The 16,448-nt window shown below is 57.5% G+C and carries 19 protein-coding genes; 11 read left to right on the top strand and 8 right to left on the bottom strand.

Annotated features, from left to right (window positions below; genetic code table 11):
• Positions 1–54: 54 nt before the first annotated feature.
• On the bottom strand, positions 55–996 hold the full coding sequence (locus ACK83U_RS23030) for an MYG1 family protein (RefSeq protein ID WP_112609026.1): 942 nt from the start codon (positions 994–996) through the stop codon (positions 55–57).
• A 149-nt stretch (positions 997–1,145) separates the two neighbouring features.
• Complete coding sequence (locus tag ACK83U_RS23025; RefSeq protein ID WP_112609024.1) at positions 1,146–2,042, bottom strand: GGDEF domain-containing protein; 897 nt, start codon at positions 2,040–2,042, stop codon at positions 1,146–1,148.
• A 441-nt stretch (positions 2,043–2,483) separates the two neighbouring features.
• Here ACK83U_RS23025 and ACK83U_RS23020 point away from each other — a divergent pair, with 441 nt between their 5' ends.
• Complete coding sequence (locus ACK83U_RS23020; protein ID WP_112609022.1) at positions 2,484–4,529, top strand: flotillin family protein; 2,046 nt, start codon at positions 2,484–2,486, stop codon at positions 4,527–4,529.
• A gap of 80 nt (positions 4,530–4,609) precedes the next feature.
• Here ACK83U_RS23020 and ACK83U_RS23015 read toward each other — a convergent pair whose 3' ends face one another.
• Genes ACK83U_RS23015 through ACK83U_RS23000 form a run of 4 tightly spaced genes read right to left on the bottom strand, consistent with a single transcriptional unit; the run spans position 4,610 to position 5,846 of the window.
• Positions 4,610–5,185, bottom strand: a complete 576-nt coding sequence (locus tag ACK83U_RS23015; RefSeq protein ID WP_112609020.1) for an alpha-ketoglutarate-dependent dioxygenase AlkB family protein — start codon at positions 5,183–5,185, stop codon at positions 4,610–4,612.
• A 15-nt stretch (positions 5,186–5,200) separates the two neighbouring features.
• Positions 5,201–5,395 carry a hypothetical protein gene (locus tag ACK83U_RS23010; RefSeq protein WP_015343205.1) on the bottom strand — a complete coding sequence of 65 codons (195 nt, stop codon included), beginning with the start codon at positions 5,393–5,395 and terminating at the stop codon, positions 5,201–5,203.
• Between the two features lie 29 nt (positions 5,396–5,424).
• The gene (gene rpsU / locus ACK83U_RS23005; protein ID WP_112609018.1) at positions 5,425–5,661 is read right to left on the bottom strand and encodes a 30S ribosomal protein S21; all 237 of its coding nucleotides are present in this window, start codon (positions 5,659–5,661) and stop codon (positions 5,425–5,427) included.
• Between the two features lie 32 nt (positions 5,662–5,693).
• Entirely contained in the window at positions 5,694–5,846 is a 153-nt protein-coding gene (locus ACK83U_RS23000) for a hypothetical protein (protein WP_183711731.1), read from the bottom strand.
• A gap of 899 nt (positions 5,847–6,745) precedes the next feature.
• Between ACK83U_RS23000 and ACK83U_RS22995 the strand changes: the two genes are divergently transcribed.
• Together ACK83U_RS22995 and ACK83U_RS22990 are read left to right on the top strand one after the other, a co-directional pair.
• Positions 6,746–7,273, top strand: coding sequence for a hypothetical protein (locus ACK83U_RS22995; protein ID WP_112609016.1), 528 nt, complete (start codon positions 6,746–6,748; stop codon positions 7,271–7,273).
• Positions 7,274–7,342: 69 nt separating this feature from the next.
• On the top strand, positions 7,343–7,504 hold the full coding sequence (locus ACK83U_RS22990) for a DUF1328 domain-containing protein (protein WP_015343210.1): 162 nt from the start codon (positions 7,343–7,345) through the stop codon (positions 7,502–7,504).
• A gap of 187 nt (positions 7,505–7,691) precedes the next feature.
• Here the strand turns inward: ACK83U_RS22990 and ACK83U_RS22985 are convergent, their stop codons facing one another.
• Both ACK83U_RS22985 and ACK83U_RS22980 read right to left on the bottom strand, forming a co-directional pair.
• Complete coding sequence (locus ACK83U_RS22985; RefSeq protein WP_112609014.1) at positions 7,692–8,066, bottom strand: hypothetical protein; 375 nt, start codon at positions 8,064–8,066, stop codon at positions 7,692–7,694.
• Between the two features lie 186 nt (positions 8,067–8,252).
• Positions 8,253–8,507 (bottom strand): hypothetical protein, encoded by a 255-nt coding sequence (locus tag ACK83U_RS22980; RefSeq protein WP_112337731.1) that lies wholly within the window; start codon positions 8,505–8,507, stop codon positions 8,253–8,255.
• 159 nt (positions 8,508–8,666) lie between these two features.
• Between ACK83U_RS22980 and ACK83U_RS22975 the strand changes: the two genes are divergently transcribed.
• The 8 genes from ACK83U_RS22975 to ACK83U_RS22940 all read left to right on the top strand — a co-directional run bounded on the left by ACK83U_RS22975 (position 8,667) and on the right by ACK83U_RS22940 (position 16,313).
• Positions 8,667–10,673 carry an ABC transporter ATP-binding protein/permease gene (locus ACK83U_RS22975; protein ID WP_112609169.1) on the top strand — a complete coding sequence of 669 codons (2,007 nt, stop codon included), beginning with the start codon at positions 8,667–8,669 and terminating at the stop codon, positions 10,671–10,673.
• 149 nt (positions 10,674–10,822) lie between these two features.
• Positions 10,823–11,623: a DUF4239 domain-containing protein gene (locus tag ACK83U_RS22970; protein ID WP_112609012.1), complete on the top strand. Its 801-nt coding sequence runs from the start codon at positions 10,823–10,825 to the stop codon at positions 11,621–11,623.
• 134 nt (positions 11,624–11,757) lie between these two features.
• Positions 11,758–12,084: a hypothetical protein gene (locus ACK83U_RS22965; RefSeq protein WP_112609010.1), complete on the top strand. Its 327-nt coding sequence runs from the start codon at positions 11,758–11,760 to the stop codon at positions 12,082–12,084.
• Positions 12,085–12,183: 99 nt separating this feature from the next.
• Entirely contained in the window at positions 12,184–12,975 is a 792-nt protein-coding gene (locus tag ACK83U_RS22960; RefSeq protein ID WP_112337734.1) for an SDR family NAD(P)-dependent oxidoreductase, read from the top strand.
• Positions 12,976–13,032: 57 nt separating this feature from the next.
• Entirely contained in the window at positions 13,033–13,719 is a 687-nt protein-coding gene (locus tag ACK83U_RS22955; protein ID WP_112609008.1) for a Crp/Fnr family transcriptional regulator, read from the top strand.
• 151 nt (positions 13,720–13,870) lie between these two features.
• Entirely contained in the window at positions 13,871–14,281 is a 411-nt protein-coding gene (locus tag ACK83U_RS22950) for a VOC family protein (protein ID WP_112609006.1), read from the top strand.
• Between the two features lie 249 nt (positions 14,282–14,530).
• Positions 14,531–15,004 (top strand): MarR family transcriptional regulator, encoded by a 474-nt coding sequence (locus tag ACK83U_RS22945; RefSeq protein WP_112609004.1) that lies wholly within the window; start codon positions 14,531–14,533, stop codon positions 15,002–15,004.
• A complete protein-coding gene (locus tag ACK83U_RS22940) occupies positions 14,985–16,313 on the top strand; it encodes an alpha-amylase family protein (RefSeq protein WP_112609167.1) in 1,329 nt (442 codons plus the stop codon). The genes ACK83U_RS22945 and ACK83U_RS22940 overlap by 20 nt, the downstream gene beginning before the upstream one ends.
• Positions 16,314–16,448: the final 135 nt, after the last annotated feature.

Below are 16,448 nucleotides of genomic sequence, written 5' to 3'. Positions count from 1 at the left end.
CCAGCCGCTTGTTCTTCCCGACGTTTGCGGCATGTGCCGATGGCGAGTTCAGCCTTAGTTCGAGACTCGATCGGCTCTTTTTTCCACGTCCTCTACAGCCAACCTAGCGAGAGCAAGTATAGCCTCTCGCGTTTTGGCGGCGGCAATAAAACGGCCGTTATGGCAGAAGCTGGCTCCCTCGACCGCCGTCGCCACTTCCAAATCGCGCCCGCTCAACCCCGCCCAAGCCTCCGGCAGGTCGGCGCGCAACTCGAACCCTTCCTCCGCGCGGCGAATTCCCGTCAGGCACCAATCGGCCTCGCGAGGATGAACCACGAACAGGAGGTGATCGGCACCTGCCTTCATGATGGCCGGACGAAACGGCATGCCCATCGGCAGCTCGAGAACACGGCCATCCCCGGCGGACGCAATCGCCTTCAGAACCAGGGTTTCAGCGCGTAGTTTCGCGTGGATCCCGGTAATCTTTGCTTCGACAAAACTGCGGGCGATCGCAACCGCAGCATGGAAGGCTCGATCGGTCGCCTCCGGATCCGGATCGTCGAAGACAGGTTTCAATGTTTCGAGCAGGGACGGCAGGGTCAATCCCGCCAGCAGACCGGCGCTATCCGGGCTGAGTGCGCCATTGTCGACCAGGTCGATCGGCAACACGAAGCTTGCATCGAAGGCGGCATGCACCGTCTCGACGAAGGCGCCCGGAACAGAGAGCGCGGCCAGATAGTCACGACCGAAATGTTTCCAGATCAAGCCGAACGAGCTGAAGGGCTGGCCATCGTTGCGCTGCGGGGCGCCGCGCTGATGATGGTCGAAAATCCCGGCAGCGGCATCATAGGCGCCGCCGACATCATAGACGATGCGATCGGCGCCGGGGGTGATCCATTCCGGCGCCCTGCTGCGAACAAGCCGTGCTTCAGGGAAAATCTGCGTGAGAATGACGCTGGACAACACTTCGTCGGCGTGAAAGCCGCCGGAATGCGTGACGAGGAAATTTGGAGCCATACGGCTATAGCCTTACTGTTCGCGAATTGGACAGCCCGGCAGATAACCAGTTCCGGCCGTTATCTCAACTGCTTATCGCGAAAGTAAAGGGATACTGACAGGTGCGCCATGTGGAACCGTGGAACGATGTGCAAGCGTGGATCGACACTTCAGGCAGCGCGAACCCGGTCGCGGCCGCTGAGCTTGGCAGCGTAGAGAGCCTGATCGGCGCGCCGATACAAATCTGGCGCACTGTCGGTTTCCAGGCAGGCAGCAATGCCGGCCGAGCAAGTGTAACCGAAATCCGGCGAAGCTGTGAGCGGTCGGGAAAACCGGATCGTCGTCAACATCCGTTCAATAAGTTCGATTGCATCTTGCTGCGTTGTTCCCGGCATGACGAGAACGAACTCCTCGCCGCCGACGCGCCCGAAACAGTCGGTACGCCGCACATATTGATGGAGCCTATGTGCAAAATCCCGCAGGACGAGATCTCCGGCGTCGTGACCGTGCTTATCGTTGATCAGTTTGAAATTGTCGATATCGAATACGGCAAGGCATCCGATATCGCCACTCCTGACGCCGGCCAGCATATCGTCTATTCGCGCCATGACGAAACGGCGATTGGCGATCCCTGTGAGCTCGTCGGTTTGAGAAGCCTTGATGGCCTGGTCGCGATCTTGCCGGACGCTTCGGCCTTCGGCACGCAATGTCGTTATATCGCTCGCAATGCACAGCATCCAGCCATTCTTCTGCATGGTTTCGGTCATCCAAAGCCAGCGACCGTCTACCAAATCCGTCTCGAAGGCTCGATAGCCGATCTTCCCGCGACGTGACTGCGTCGACCGTAGCCATCCGTCGAAGTCGACCGTGCGAATGACCGTACCGCGCCCAAGTGTGAAGTTGCGCCGCATCAGATCCGGCCATAGCGGTGCTTCATCGGGATCGATAAAATAGGCTGATCGAAAGGCAGGGTTCGCATATCGCAACCGATCCTCGGCGTCATAAACCGCCATAAGCGTCGAACTGGTTGTACAAAGGTGCAGAAGCTGTTCGATTATTTCGTCCATGTCGGCTCCTGCTAATTCAGCCGCACAATACTTACCGCAGAATCGCTGCGAGAAAAGGGGCTAGCCAGCTGGACGGAATCGGCTTGCCCTTCAATTTGCTTTAGCCCCGCCTGCGATCGATTGGTTGCTCGAAATCGCCGAATCATTGGAAGTACTTATGCGATTTCCGCACCAAGCATCTTTAAACCTATAGGCGCAATCCCTACGTGGTCTACCGTTATGTCTATCAAGGCAACACCGATGTGAGATTACTCACGACCACGCAGTTCCCCAGTGGGGACTGGAGACGCGCGGTCATTTTTCCAGACAATGAGCAGCCCAAACTTTCGACACGCCCTTGGTGCGTCGAGTGCTTAGGCGCGCAATCTCCCCGTCTTATCAACCAATGCCAACCGGGCGGCTGTCGGGTGGATGAACCCGTGCGCCCACAGGAGAGAAGAGATGGAAGCCCTCACCAATCTCAGTCCGATGGAATGGCTGGCGATCGAGATCGCCGGTGCCGCAATCGTGCTCGCGATAGTTTTCCGATGGAGCGGCGTGATCCGCTATATTCCCAACGACAGGCTCGGCATCCTCGAAAAGCTGTGGAGCTTTCGCGGTTCCGTGAAGAACGGTTTCATTGCGCTGAACGGCGAGGCCGGTTTCCAGCCTGACGTCGTGCGCGGCGGCCTGCATTTTTTCATGCCGTTTCAGTATTCCCTGCATCGCGCCAATCTCGTGACCATTCCACAGGGTCAGATCGGTTACGTCTTTGCCCGTGACGGCAAGCCGCTGCCGCCCACCCAGACGCTTGCCTCGAACATGGAAGCCGATGACTTCCAGGACGTGCGCGACTTTCTCCTCAAAGGCGGACAGAAAGGCCCGCAGCGTAAAATCCTGCGCGAAGGCACCTATGCCATCAATCTTGCGCAGTTCATCGTGCTGACGGCGCAATCGATCTATGCCGTCAATCTCAGTTCGTCGGAACAGAAACTGTTTGCCGACATGTCGACGCAGATCACCGAGCGGGAGGGCTTCGAGCCCGTCGTCATTCATGACGCAGAGGACATGATCGGCATCGTAACCATCCATGACGGTCCGGCCCTGCCCGACGGCGAGATCATCGCACCGACGGTTGCCAACGATCCGACGGATGCAAACTTCCATAACAATTTCCAGGATCCGGAGAAATTTCTCAATGCCGGCGGCTATCGCGGCCGTCAATTGCAGGTGCTTGCCGACGGCAGCTACTTCCTTAATCGCATTTTTGCGACCGTCGAACTGGTCGACAAGACGATTATAGATGTCGGCACGGTCGGTGTTGTTGTCTCTTATACCGGCCGCCGCGGCGCAGACATTTCCGGCAAGTCCTATCGCCATGGCGAACTGGTGGAGACCGGCGCGCGCGGCGTCTGGTCGGCACCGCTTCTGCCCGGCAAGTATGCGTTCAACACCTATGCCGGTAGTATCGTCATCGTACCGACCACCAACTTCGTACTCAAATGGACGAAGGAACAGTTCGGCGAGCACAGGCTGGATGAGAATCTGTCCGAAGTATCGCTGATCACCAAGGACGCGTTCGAACCCGTGCTGCCGCTCTCGGTCGTCGTACATATCGACTATATGAAGGCACCGCTCGTCGTCCAGCGCTTCGGCGATATCAAGCGCCTGGTGGAACAGACGCTCGATCCAATGGTCTCGGCCTATTTCAAGAATATTGCCCAGACCAAGACCTTGATAGAGCTCCTGCAGGAACGCAGCGAAATCCAGCGCAAATCCGGCGAGGAAATGCGCGAGAAGTTCGCCTCCTACAGCCTTGAGCTGCAGGAAGTTCTGATCGGTACCCCGCGCGCCAGCAACGGCCAGAATAGCATAGAGCAAATCCTGATCCAGCTGCGCGAACGCCAGATCGCCGTTGAAAAGGTCGAGACCTATAAGCTGCAGGAAGTCGCGGCCGTCCAGGAGCGCACATTGCGCGAGAAGGAAGCGCTTGCCGAACAACAGGCCAAGATCACCACTTCTGCACTTACCATCGAGATCAGCGAGAACGAAGGTAAGGCGCAGCTGGCCCGCACCCGCCAGCAGGCGGAAACCATCCAGGTCACCGCCAAGGCGGAGGCCGAGAAGGTACGCCTTGCGGGCCTCGGCGAGGCCGACCGTATCAAGGCGATTGCGCTTGCCGATGCCGAGCGCATCAAGGCCACAGGTCTCGCCGATGCCGAAAAGGTGCGCGCAGTCGGTCTGGCGGAAGCAGAAGCCACCGAGAAGAAGGTCGCAGCCTTCGGCGGGCCGGATTATCAGCTGAATTCGCAGGTTCTGATGCGCTTCGCTGAAGCGATCGAGAACGGCAGGCTGCCTCTCGTGCCGCAGATCCAGGTCGGCGGTGGTGCCGGGGAAAAGGGTGCCGCCAACGGTCTTGTCGAAATGATGTTGTCGATGCTGGTCGCCGACCGGCTTGGGCGGCAGGAAGCGCCGGCTGCTGCCCCCACAGCGATCGCCCATGATTGATTGCGGATGGGCCGGCTATGCCGGCCCATCTTGTCCAGTGGCTCGCTTCCAGCCGCAACTCACTGCGGCTCGACATCGCGCTAACCGATTTCCCGGAAGGTAATCGAATAGCGAAGCCGATCAACCGGCGGGATGGAATGCTCCCATTCGCTTCGCGCAGGACCTGACAGCACGTAAGCGGAACCGGGTTCGCAGATTAGCGTGGCGCGCTGCCATTTATCCCCGGCACGGCGCCTCAGCCTGAACGTACAAGGCGATAGCAGGGAAATGCCGACAACCCGCCCGAACACCTTCTTGTCCCTATGCCAGCCGATCGGCGCACCCGGCGCGTATTCAGTGACGAGGACTTGCTGCAGATCATCAGGCGCTATTCCCGCAAACTCAGCCGCGATGCTACGCATGGGCAGAAGGAACGACGGAATTTCGCCAGTGCGCCTCGGACGCTGCGCCTCGTAATCGTATTTCCAACCATAGGAGACGACGCGTCGCCTACCTTCGAAGCCATGAAAGTCGAACGGCTTCAGCGGCAATTGCGGTATCTCGCGAAGCAGATCCAACTGGATGGACTCCGGAACGATATCGGCTTGGTAGCGGAAACCCTCCGGCAACGGCGGTTCTACTGCCGCAAACAGGTTTCCTTGCGCTGAAATGCCCATGGCCGCTCCTTCTGTTTAATGGACACTTGGAACTTTCGCGACCGCGGCGAAATCCTCCGCGACAAGTTCGCTGATCGCAATCAGGACCTCTTCGGCCGAGAAACCGGAGACAATCGTGCTCCGGATCAGCTCCTGCAGATCGAACTCAATAGCATCGCGGCAGTCTTCCAGCCGCTGCTCCGAAACCGTAATGCTGTGCAGTTCTTCCATTATGTTATCCTTTCGTAGGTGCCCATGATTTATCGAGCCGCCGCCCGGCGCCTGGAGGAAGGAAGAAGCCCTTCACGCTGCATCTTCTTGCGAGTAGCCTTGCGCTGGCGGGCAATCGCTTGCGCCCTTTCGCGCACACGCCGCTCGGACGGCTTTTCATAGGCCCGATGTTCCTTCATCTCGCGGAACAGACCTTCACGCTGCATCTTCTTTTTCAGTGCCCGAATGGCCTGTTCGACATTGTTGTCTCTAACGATGACTTGCATTCTCGTTCTCCTTGTTTCGTTGATAGTTCCGCTCAACCGAGCTGCTCGGCTATGATCGCCTTCAATTCGGCGCGCGTGAGCAGGCAGGGATATGGCTTCTGGTTTTTGTCCGGTCGTTCGATGCGTTCACCGCGGTCGCGCGGCTCCATCGCCGCCGGAGCGGCGGGGATATTTGCTTTGTTCAATTGAAATTCCTTACCGGCCATTCGGCGAAATGGCGGTCCGGCGCTGTTGCGCACGGGAGCGCCGACGACTTCAGCCGTCCGCTGTGGCCAATTATGTGAGTGATGTCGGAAATATAAGGAGTGGCATATCGCATTACAAGGCGATATCCAGGCTTTGAAAGGCTTGGATCCAACACCATTGGAGCCGGAACATCGCACGTCGGGTCGAAGGGTGGATTAATCAGCTATTGACGTGCTTGATCGAGCCCGGTGTGAGAGGCCCGAATCTCGCCGGCTCGGCAACGAGGACGCAAACCTAGAGCAGTTCCAGCAAAAGTGCGAAGCGGTTTTGCGTCCGGAACTGTGTAAAAGCAAGAAGGCATGACGAAGTTCTGAAGACCGCCCTTCTATCGCTCACCAAGTGAAACGAGGACCGAAAGAGCCGTAGTAGCCCGGTGTCGAGCCGCCTGGAGCAAGCTCATTATCTCGTTGGACTCTCTCCGCCCATCGCCGCCGCTCGGCCGCTTTTTTGGCGGCGGCAGGATCTGTCGATTTGCTTGCCGCTACGGAACCCGATTGACCGCCACTTCGATCTCCCGTCGAGCAGGACGCACAGACAACAGCCGGAAAAACAATCAGAATGCCCAGGGCTATTGCCCTTTTGAGCCTGTAGTAGATCAGCTGCATAGACATTCTCAATACTCTCTGACCATTCGCGATGAGAAGAGACATTATTCGATTCCACATAGCATGGGAACTAAAGGCTATTCGCGTTTCCGCTACGACGATAACGGCCGTTCCTCCATCCGCGCATGGGAAAACGCCGGGTAACCTCAACTGTATCGGCGGATTTTCAGTCTTGCCATGCTGGTGCCGGATTCTTCTGATGTTTGGCTGCGCCGACATTGGAAGGGCGCACTATGGAATTGCTCAATCGCTACATCGATCTTCCGCTGCTTCGTGGCGGATCGGCAGCCATGCGGCTGTGGCACAAACAAACCGGTCTTTCTCCGCAGACGCTAAGCCCGTCATGGAGCCTTATCGTTGTTCTTGCCCTTATGGCGGCAAGCGGCCTGTTGCTGAATGGCCCGATTTACGCTTTCGCCATCGGCACGCTCTTCATGCTTTCCGTTCCGTCATTGCGATTTTTGATGCCGGGTCGAATGGGGCGCAATTACGATATACGATCCTATCAGGCACTGGCAGCTACAGCCACGCGTAAGCGTGAGAGCGAATGGGCGACCCGACTGACAGTTTTGCTTACCGCCGTCATTTTCCCCTTCTGTGTCTACGCCGGCGACGAGGCGGCAGGCACCTTCCTGCTTGGCGCCAGCCTGTGGTTTGTGCTCACGGCTCCGGTAAAGATGTATCTGGATGCCGCCGAACCGCCGCCGCCGGACGCCGGCGGAAAGCAAGTTTGGTTGAAACAAGCCGTAACCACGGCGTAACGCCAGCCCCATTCAAGGAACAAAGTGCACTTTACTCCGTTCTCCATCCAGCAACCAATGGAGAGCGAAATGCTTTATTATGCACTGGTATTTCTCGTCGTGGCCTTGATTGCAGGAGCCCTCGGCTTCGGCGGCATAGCAGGCGCCTCTGCGTCGATCGCCCAGGTCCTGTTCTTTATCTTTCTTATCTTCTTCGTCGTTTCGCTCGTCATGAATGTGATGAGACGCTGAAGGCGATGAGACCATGATCCGAATGCCAGCCCACCCGATCAACCATGACGGTGGGCTGGCCGGCGCCCTTCCTTAATTGATTACGACAAATATTCTCCGGGACGGCCCCTTCCCGTCACATTTCATAGCTGCGGCGAGAACTCGGCAGAGGTTCATTGGTAAGAGCGGCCTCAGCCCTTTAGCACCCCTATTTCTCAGATCGCTGCAGAAGAATTCGCATCTCCTCAAAATGTCGCTTGCGATCCGCATCCCCGTCATTAGGCACATAGCATGTGCTGGAGACGCAAAATTTGACGAGGTTGTGAGGCTTGTCCGCCTTTTCGAACTCGCATTCGAAAGTGTCGCTCATCTCGGCTGCCGCAGTGCCGGGCCGGGTGGAGTAGGTCATACGAACGCCAGGCGGCTTGAGTTCCGGAAAGGACTGCACCGTTCCAATCGCAAGCCCGTCCGATAAAAAGAAATTCTTGGCGACGGTCTTGCATGTTGCTTCTAGATCAGGGGACTGGGCAAGAACGGCGGTTGGAAAGAGGATGATGCTGAATAAAACAGGAAATTTAAACACGATAGCCTCCTGTAAAGATCTCCAGGATCGAAGAGATCGCGATCAGCAAACGTCGGTCGAAACATAGAGTTCCATGAACCTATGCCAAGCAATTCCCGCTACTCGCATCAACGCTATTAAGTTCGAAAGCCTTTCGCTTCAACAGCACGGACTACCGCGAGTGTGCTGTTTTCCGTCGCTATATATCTACTCTGCGAACCGGATCTTCTGCCCATCAAGGTAGCCATGCTCGTAGGCTTTCGCCTGTTCGCTATCCTCGGAATAGGGGTTCTTTCTATTTTCGGCGTCGCATTTTCCATCCTTCACCCCCTTCTCGTAAGCCTCCTTTTCGCTCTCCGAAGCCGGAAGGCGAGGCGATGGCTCGGGGAAATATTGTATGGGGTTCGGCAGTCCAAGCGCAGGTGCGAAGTCTGAGGCCGTAATCGGCATTTGCGGGCACATGGTGAATTCCTCCTCTCATTGAAACGCCCTTTGCGGTCGACGGTTCCCTCAAGTCTTTTAACCCTCGCGCTGCTTCCGCGCAGCATGTCCTCCAAGCCACTGGATGCATGCTCATGATCAAGGGTGAAACTTTTTGAATTTTGGGCCGTTGTCGTGCTTATGACCGACGCAAAATCCATTCCGAAATCGGTCGATGATGCCAAGCCGGCTGATGCCGAAAGGTTGCATCGGGGGAAGAGTTCGACTATCGAGGCCGAGCGGCCACCCGATTTAATAGAACCTGACCCGGATTTGACCCCCGAGCAAACAGAGCAGGCACGCAAACGATATTTGCTCAGCCGTTTCTGGATCAGCGCCCGCGGTTATTGGAGCCGTCGTGGAGACCGTTTTGCCTGGCCATGCTCGATTGGCCTCCTTGCCCTAATCGGCCTGAATGTCTGTTTCCAGTATGGGATCAATATCTGGAACCGGGCGATTTTTGACGCGATCGAGCAACGCAACGCTCATGCCGTCTACGTCCTGAGCGCGGTGTTTCCCCCACTCGTGCTCGGCAGCGTCGCCCTCGTCACCATACAAGTCTATGTTCGTATGATGATGCAAAGACGCTGGCGCTTCTGGCTCACAACCGCTTTGATCGCCCGGTGGCTCGCCAACGGCCGCTATTATCAACTGAATCTGATCGGCGGCGACGATCACAAGAACCCCGAGGCCCGTCTCTCGGAGGATTTGCGGATCGCCACGGAATCCCCGGTCGATTTCATTGCTGGCGTCATTTCAGCATTTCTCTCGGCCTCGACCTTCATCGTGGTCCTCTGGACGATCGGCGGCGCCCTGACTTTCGAGGTCGCCGGTTCAATCATTACGATTCCCGGCTTCCTCGTCGTCACGGCGGTCCTTTACGCCGTGATCACGTCTACCTCTATGGCGGTCATCGGCCGCCACTTCGTGCGGGTTTCCGAGGTCAAAAACCAGGTGGAAGCGGAGTTTCGCTACACGCTGACGCATGTCCGCGAAAACGGTGAGAGCATCGCATTGCTCGGCGGTGAAGAGGAAGAGCGCAACGACCTCGAGCGGACATTCGGAAACGTGTTGAAACAGTGGGCGCTGCTTGCCCATCAATATATGCGCACGACCCTCGTGTCGCAGGTCTCCATGTTGATTGCGCCTGTCGTGCCGGTCCTGCTTTGTGCGCCGAAATTTCTGGAAGGCAGCATGACGCTCGGTCAAGTCATGCAGGCTGCCTCTGCCTTCGCCATCGTTCAGAGCGCATTCGGATGGCTGGTCGACAATTATCCGCGCCTTGCCGACTGGAACGCCTCGGCGCATCGTGTCGCCTCGCTTATGACCTCGCTTGATGGGCTCGAGCGCGCCGAAAAGAACGATACGCTCGGACGGATCAAGCATGGAGAAACCGAAGACGAGACGATGTTGTCGCTCAACGATCTCTCCGTGACGCTCGACGACGGCACGTCCGTAGTCAAGGAAACGGAGGTGGAAATCGATCCGGGGGAACGCGTCTTGGTCGCCGGCGAATCCGGTTCGGGCAAAAGCACGCTGATACGGGCAATTTCCGGTCTGTGGCCTTGGGGTCATGGCGGCGTCAATGTCCACCCCGATAGCCGGTTGTTCATGTTGCCGCAGCGGCCTTACATACCGTCGGGCACACTTCGCCGCGCCGTCGCCTATCCCCGCGCGGCCGACGACTGGACGCCGGACGAGATCAAGGCCACCCTTGAAAAGGTTGGTCTCGACTATCTCAACGAAAAGATCGAGGAGGACGCACCGTGGGATCAGACGTTGTCAGGCGGCGAAAAGCAGAGGCTCGCCTTCGCGCGTCTTCTGCTGCACGATCCCGATATCATCGTGCTGGACGAGGCAACCTCAGCCCTTGATGAAAAGAGCCAGGATAGGATGATGGAGATGATCATCCGCGAATTGCCGAAGGTCACCATTATCAGCGTCGCGCACAGGGCTGAACTGGAAGCCTTCCACAGCCGCAAGATTACCCTGGAACGCCGCCAAGGTGGCGCAAGGCTGGTCAGCGACATCGAACTCACTCACCGCCACAGAAAAGGGAACCTGATTTTGCGCCTCTTGGACGATCGAAGACCCATATTCAAAGATAATTCGACCTCGGATCAGGGCGCACGATCCCCACGCCGATAGCGGTTAGTGCAATCGCCGCGCACGCTTCGAACCCGCGCAAAGTGAAGCAAAAGCAAATGCACCACGTCTGCGCCATTCGACATTGAGATGTATTCCCTTATGCTGGAACGTGACATACTCAACGATTAGATGCAGTTGGAGCATGTTCGATGCAACGAGAAGCGATCTGGTCGCTGGTCTTGCTTGTTCTTCTTGTCCTAGGCGCTTTCGTCGGCTCGATACTGCGCACCAAATTGCCTGCGCCGCATCGCGGCAACGAGACAATGGACTTTCTTCGGCTGGTAACCGCACTGCTCGTGACTTTTGCAGCCCTTGTCATGAGTTTGTTGCTGGCATCGGAACTCAATGCCTTCACCGCCGCCTCCCACGATCGTAATCGTTATGCCGCGGGGCTCGCCGAGATGGACGGTTGCCTGAAAAATTACGGCTCGGCCCTCGACAATGAGAGGCAGCTGTTGCGCAGCTATACCGCTGCCGTCATTGCCAGCACCTGGCCCGATGAAGCGCCTCCGCAGGGCGAGAAATATCCCGACATCTCGGACTTGCCTTTGACCGGCGAGGCGCCGGCCCTTGGATCGATGTTGAATAATGTTGGGCTTAACATTGACCGTCTGCAGCCCGCCGACCCCTTGCATCAGGCCCTAGCGACCCGTTGCAGCCAGCTTTTCAGCAATGTCATGGCCGCGCGATGGACCGTCATCGAAGATGCACATGGCTCGCTTTCCGCGCCCTTTCTTGGCGTTCTCATCTTCTGGCTTATGCTGGTATTTTTGAGTTTCGGGCTTCAGGCTCCCAAAAACCCGCTCGCCGGCGCGATTGTCCTTGTGGCCATCGTCTCCGTCGCAAGCGTCATGTTCGTAATCCTGGATCTCGACCTTCCCTATGGCGGCTTTTTCGGCATTTCGAGCACATCGATGCGACACGCGCTGACCGACATGCAGCGCAACTAAAAATCGCAGTCTTGCATATATGTGGATCGTAGCGCTCCTGCGATGACCTCCCCTGGAGCAACACCCGCAGTCGCTTCACCTTCTGCTCATTTGCTGACATGATGGAAGGAGCTGTTTGCTGTCGTGGGCTTATCATGAACGGATCAACACCGGAAGAAAGCAGGATGCGCTCGCCGGCAGGTTCGGTTACCGGGCTTTGCTCGGCATCGGCAACCATGTTCGCAGTTGGGATGGCGTTCCTTGGCTACTGGGGCGTTTATGAGCAAGGGCGCTGGCATGTCTCGGATTATTTTGTGGTGGCCCTGGCACTCATAGGCTTTGCGGCGCTGGGTTCCGTTCCCTGGATCGTGACGACGCCGGTGGCGCGCGAGGATGAAGAAAAGGTGGTCGGTGCGCGGCGAGCGCTGGCGCTTGGAATTGCCTTGCTCTGGCTGTCGGTCTGTATCGCAGTATTTGCCTGAAAGCCCTAAATGCCCTTGTGGCAGCCACGGTTGAACGCCCGGCGCGCGCTCAGGCGTTCTACACATTCCACCCCCTGACGTTTTCATTGGAGAAGCATCATGAATCTCGAACTCGACGGCAAATTAGCTCTGGTCACCGGCAGCACCGCCGGCATCGGTCACGCAATCGCGGCAACTCTCTTGCGCGAGGGTGCCCACGTTATTGTCAATGGGCGGACCCAAGAAGCGGTCGATCGTGCGGTTGCCGAACTTGCTGCGATTGGAAGCGGCCGCGTGGAGGGATTTGCCGGCGATCTCGCAACCGAGCAGGCCGCAGATGAAATCGTAAGGCGCTTTCCGAATGTCGAGATCCTCGTCAACAACCTTGGGATATTCGAGCCCAAGCCGTTCGAAGAGATCCCGGACGCTGACTGGCGTCGGTTCTTCGATGTCAACGTGATTTCCGGCGTTCGTCTCGCCCGCCTTTATCTGCCCTCGATGCGCCAGCGTAACTGGGGTCGTATCATCTTCATTTCGAGCGAAAGCGGCGTCCATATTCCGGCCGAGATGGTGCATTACGGCGTGACCAAGACGGCCCAGATTGCAGTGGCGCGCGGTATTGCGGAATCCGTTGCGGGCACCGGAATCACGGTCAACAGCGTCTTGCCAGGTCCAACGAAATCGCGCGGCGTCGTCGATTTCGTCGCCGCGCTGCCCGGCTCGGAAGGAAAGACTTTCGCGCAATTCGAGACCGAATTCTTCGAGAAAATCCGGCCAACTTCCCTGATCAAGCGCTTCACGCAGCCTGAGGAAATCGCGACCATGGTCGCCTATGTAGCAAGCCCCCTGTCTTCGGCTACCAATGGTGCAGCGCTTCGGGTCGATGGCGGAGTGGTGAAGAGCGCGTTCTGACCATCGCGACCAAACGAACGAACTCCGGCGGCAAGATGCGCCAAGCGCAACCTATAAATGTCGCCGGACGCCACCAGATTACTCTTTTCCCACGGCGATGAGATGGGCCAGATTAAAATCATCGCCGACTCGCGGATTGAGCTCATGAACACAGAAGCATTCTTCACCAAAATCCGGACCTACACCCCTCTGTCAGAAAAAGCCGAGCTCGCCTGGTCATCACTCCTGCGGCCGAGACAGTATCGTAAGGAGGAGCCCTTCATTCGGGCGGGCGACGTACCGACGACCTATGCCTTCGTCGTCAAAGGCCTGCTGTGTCAGCGCTATGTCGGCCGCGACGGCAACATGATTATCAAATGCTTCTTTCCTGAGAACCGCATTGCTTCTTCGGTCAGCGCGACCCTGCTCGGCGAGCCCAGCCCTTTCGCGATTACGGCGATCGAGAACACCACCGTCCTCGAATATGACTTTGCGGCTTTTAGGTTGCTCGTCAGCGACTTTGCCGACATTGCCGCCTTTTATATCCGGTACATGGAGCGCCATTGGATTATCGACAAAGAACCGGGCGAGATTGCGTTCAGGCATGACGATGCGATGCAGCGCTATATCGATTTTATCCGCAAGGAGCCGGAACTGCATAAGCGTTTGAAGCAGCATCACATCGCCGCCTGGTTGGGCATCACTCCGGAAAGCCTCAGCCGGCTGCGAAAGACAATCGCTATCACAAGGCCAGACAGAGGCTGACGCGATTTCTTACCAAACATCAATTCTTTCACGGTCGGATTGCGGCATTTCTGCCGGGCAAGCAACCACCGTAACGGTCACGGCGGGCATTAACCAGCGGATATCGACCGCGGGTGCGGCCCTGTCCCGCCGTGAAGAAAGGAAACCAAAAATGACCAAGATGATTTTCGTGAACCTGCCGGTGACCGACCTGGCCCGGTCCAAGGCCTTCTATGCAGCCCTGGGATTTGCCAATAACGCCCAGTTCAGTGACGATAGCTCGGCCTGCATGGTGGTGAGCGAGACGATCAACGTCATGCTCCTCACTCACGAAAAGTGGCGCGGTTTCACCAGCCGCCCGATCCCGCCGGCAACCTCAAGCGAAGTGATGCTGGCTATATCCTGCGAGAGCCGTAAGGCCGTCGACCAGATGAATGATGCCGCCGCAGGACATGGTGGGCAAGCGGACATCAATCCGAAGCAGGACCTCGGCTTTCTGTATAATCGCAATCTCGCCGATCCGGACGGTCACGTATGGGAAGCAGTATGGATGGATCCGAGCGCAATGTCCGCCGGTAACTGAAGCTCGTCAGGTCGCGCGGTAAAGCGTGGGGCTCCGAGCGTACCGTTTGAACGACGAGAGCCAAATTGGGGCGCAATGCTGTCCTTCAGCGATTGCGTCCCAAATATCTGAAAAACCGGGCGAGACCTGGAAAGGACGTGCCGTCGAAGCCGACCACGCGGTTCAGATACCAGCGTACCACTTATATCCGCAGTGGGGAAATGGTGATGAATGCTCGCCTTCCTTCAATTAATACGCTATGCGTAGCATATGATAAATAAAGTCGATCAAGAAGCCCTCTCTCTCCTGCGCGCCGTCCTGGCGCTCGGACGGCGGCTGCGCGGCGAGCGCCCGCAAGGCGCGCAGACGCTCGCTGCTATCAGTCTTCTGGGAACGCTCGGTCGCCTTGGACCGATGCCCGCTGTGCAACTGGCGACCGAGGAACGCCTTCAGCCTCAATCTCTGTCACGGATCGTAGCCGGTCTTGAAGGCGATGGACTGATCGAACGCCGGCGAGATCCGGCCGACCAGCGAGCGTTGATCATCGCTCTGACAGAGAAGGGCAAGACGGTGCTCGCAAATGATCTGCGCGCGCGACAGGCGTGGTTGCGCGAGGCGATGTTGCGCGTGCTTTCAGAAAGCGAGCGGACGACTTTGATCGCGGCCACCGACATTATGCTCAAGCTCGCCTTTGATGATCGAGGCAGATTGGAGATCGATGCTCATGACGCATTGGATCGATAACGCCATCTTCTGGCACATTTATCCCCTCGGTTTCGTCGGCGCCGAGCAGAGGGCCCATGCGGGCATTCGTCATCGCCTGAACCATATCGTCGATTGGCTCGACTATGCCGTCGCGCTGGGGGCATCGGGTCTGCTGTTGGGGCCGATTTTTACCTCATCGACACACGGCTACGACACGATCGATCATTTTCGCATCGATCCCCGCCTTGGTGACGATTACGATTTCGACCAGCTCATCATGGAGGCGCGACGACGTGGATTGAAAGTCATCCTTGATGGCGTCTTTAACCATGTCGGAAGGGATTTTCCGCTTTTCCGTGCCGCCATTGAGAATGGAACGGCCTCTCAGGAGGCGAGCTGGTTCCGCTTGCTCGGCGGCAAGGACGAAACGGGCGGCCCTGCCTATGCGACGTTCGAGGGACATCATGCGCTGGTGGCGTTGAACCACGATTCTTCGGATGTTACCAGCTATGTGACGAATGTCATGAACCACTGGCTGGACCGTGGCGCTTCAGGGTGGCGGCTTGACGCAGCCTATGCAGTATCTCGCCCATTCTGGAAAACGGTGTTGACGGATGTCCGCCAGCGCCATCCCCACGCTTACATATTCGGCGAGGTCATCCACGGCGACTACAATGGCTTCGTAACGGCGACCCGCGTCGACGCAGTGACGCAGTACGAATTGTGGAAGGCGATCTGGAGCGCGATCAATGACTGCAACCTGTTCGAACTTCAGTGGGCGCTGGAGCGGCACAATGGGTTCCTGGAGCGTTTCGTGCCACTCACCTTTGTCGGCAATCATGATGTCACGCGGCTGGCAAGCCGGTTGACTGATGAACAGCACATCGCTCACGCTCTTGCCATTCTTATGACAGTCGGCGGCACGCCGGCCATCTATGCCGGTGACGAACAAGCTTTCCGAGGCGTCAAGGAAAACCGGGTCGGCGGCGATGATGCAATCCGGCCTGCCTTTCCCGCAAGGCCCGAGGAGCTCGCTCCGTTTGGCTGGCCGATTTACCGGCTTCATCAGCAGCTTATTGGGGTTCGCCGCCGTCATCCCTGGCTCGTCAGAGCCAAAAGTCGAAAAATTCACCTCACCGCTCGGCAGGCCGTCTGGGCCATGGAGGCAAACAACCAGACGATCCTCGTCGCCCTTAATCTCCGTGATGGCGACGCCATTCTCCCTGCGCCGGGTGCCAAAAACGTGCTTGCTGGAACCGCTGCAGCAATAACGATTGAGCTGGATCGATCGACTTCGATCCGGTTGCCCGGATACGGCTGGGCCGTGCTTTCGACGGAGGAACAATAATCATATCGTGACGGAGCAGGTTCCGACCCTTTCGCCGAACTCGGAGAAGTCGCTTTTGTGTCTCATCCACCAGCTGATCATTGTCTTGACATTGATCACTCCATTGCTCGGGCACTCCCTTCCAAGCAATTTCTC

This window comes from Rhizobium sp. WW22, assembly GCF_047041135.1.
Classification (GTDB): Bacteria; Pseudomonadota; Alphaproteobacteria; order Rhizobiales; family Rhizobiaceae; genus Rhizobium.
Note: the sequence above shows the minus strand (reverse complement) of the source record. Positions and strands in the feature narration are given on the sequence as shown.

What these genes read in the sequence shown, in the direction of transcription:
- ACK83U_RS23030 (WP_112609026.1), bottom strand. Translation starts at nt 996, where the DNA reads ATGGCTCCAAATTTCCTCGTCACGCATTCCGGCGGCTTTCACGCCGAC.
- ACK83U_RS23025 (WP_112609024.1), bottom strand. Translation starts at nt 2,042, where the DNA reads ATGGACGAAATAATCGAACAGCTTCTGCACCTTTGTACAACCAGTTCG.
- ACK83U_RS23020 (WP_112609022.1), top strand. Translation starts at nt 2,484, where the DNA reads ATGGAAGCCCTCACCAATCTCAGTCCGATGGAATGGCTGGCGATCGAG.
- ACK83U_RS23015 (WP_112609020.1), bottom strand. Translation starts at nt 5,185, where the DNA reads ATGGGCATTTCAGCGCAAGGAAACCTGTTTGCGGCAGTAGAACCGCCG.
- ACK83U_RS23010 (WP_015343205.1), bottom strand. Translation starts at nt 5,395, where the DNA reads ATGGAAGAACTGCACAGCATTACGGTTTCGGAGCAGCGGCTGGAAGAC.
- rpsU (WP_112609018.1), bottom strand. Translation starts at nt 5,661, where the DNA reads ATGCAAGTCATCGTTAGAGACAACAATGTCGAACAGGCCATTCGGGCA.
- ACK83U_RS22995 (WP_112609016.1), top strand. Translation starts at nt 6,746, where the DNA reads ATGGAATTGCTCAATCGCTACATCGATCTTCCGCTGCTTCGTGGCGGA.
- ACK83U_RS22990 (WP_015343210.1), top strand. Translation starts at nt 7,343, where the DNA reads ATGCTTTATTATGCACTGGTATTTCTCGTCGTGGCCTTGATTGCAGGA.
- ACK83U_RS22980 (WP_112337731.1), bottom strand. Translation starts at nt 8,507, where the DNA reads ATGTGCCCGCAAATGCCGATTACGGCCTCAGACTTCGCACCTGCGCTT.
- ACK83U_RS22975 (WP_112609169.1), top strand. Translation starts at nt 8,667, where the DNA reads ATGACCGACGCAAAATCCATTCCGAAATCGGTCGATGATGCCAAGCCG.
- ACK83U_RS22970 (WP_112609012.1), top strand. Translation starts at nt 10,823, where the DNA reads ATGCAACGAGAAGCGATCTGGTCGCTGGTCTTGCTTGTTCTTCTTGTC.
- ACK83U_RS22965 (WP_112609010.1), top strand. Translation starts at nt 11,758, where the DNA reads ATGAACGGATCAACACCGGAAGAAAGCAGGATGCGCTCGCCGGCAGGT.
- ACK83U_RS22960 (WP_112337734.1), top strand. Translation starts at nt 12,184, where the DNA reads ATGAATCTCGAACTCGACGGCAAATTAGCTCTGGTCACCGGCAGCACC.
- ACK83U_RS22955 (WP_112609008.1), top strand. Translation starts at nt 13,033, where the DNA reads ATGTCGCCGGACGCCACCAGATTACTCTTTTCCCACGGCGATGAGATG.
- ACK83U_RS22950 (WP_112609006.1), top strand. Translation starts at nt 13,871, where the DNA reads ATGACCAAGATGATTTTCGTGAACCTGCCGGTGACCGACCTGGCCCGG.
- ACK83U_RS22945 (WP_112609004.1), top strand. Translation starts at nt 14,531, where the DNA reads ATGATAAATAAAGTCGATCAAGAAGCCCTCTCTCTCCTGCGCGCCGTC.
- ACK83U_RS22940 (WP_112609167.1), top strand. Translation starts at nt 14,985, where the DNA reads ATGACGCATTGGATCGATAACGCCATCTTCTGGCACATTTATCCCCTC.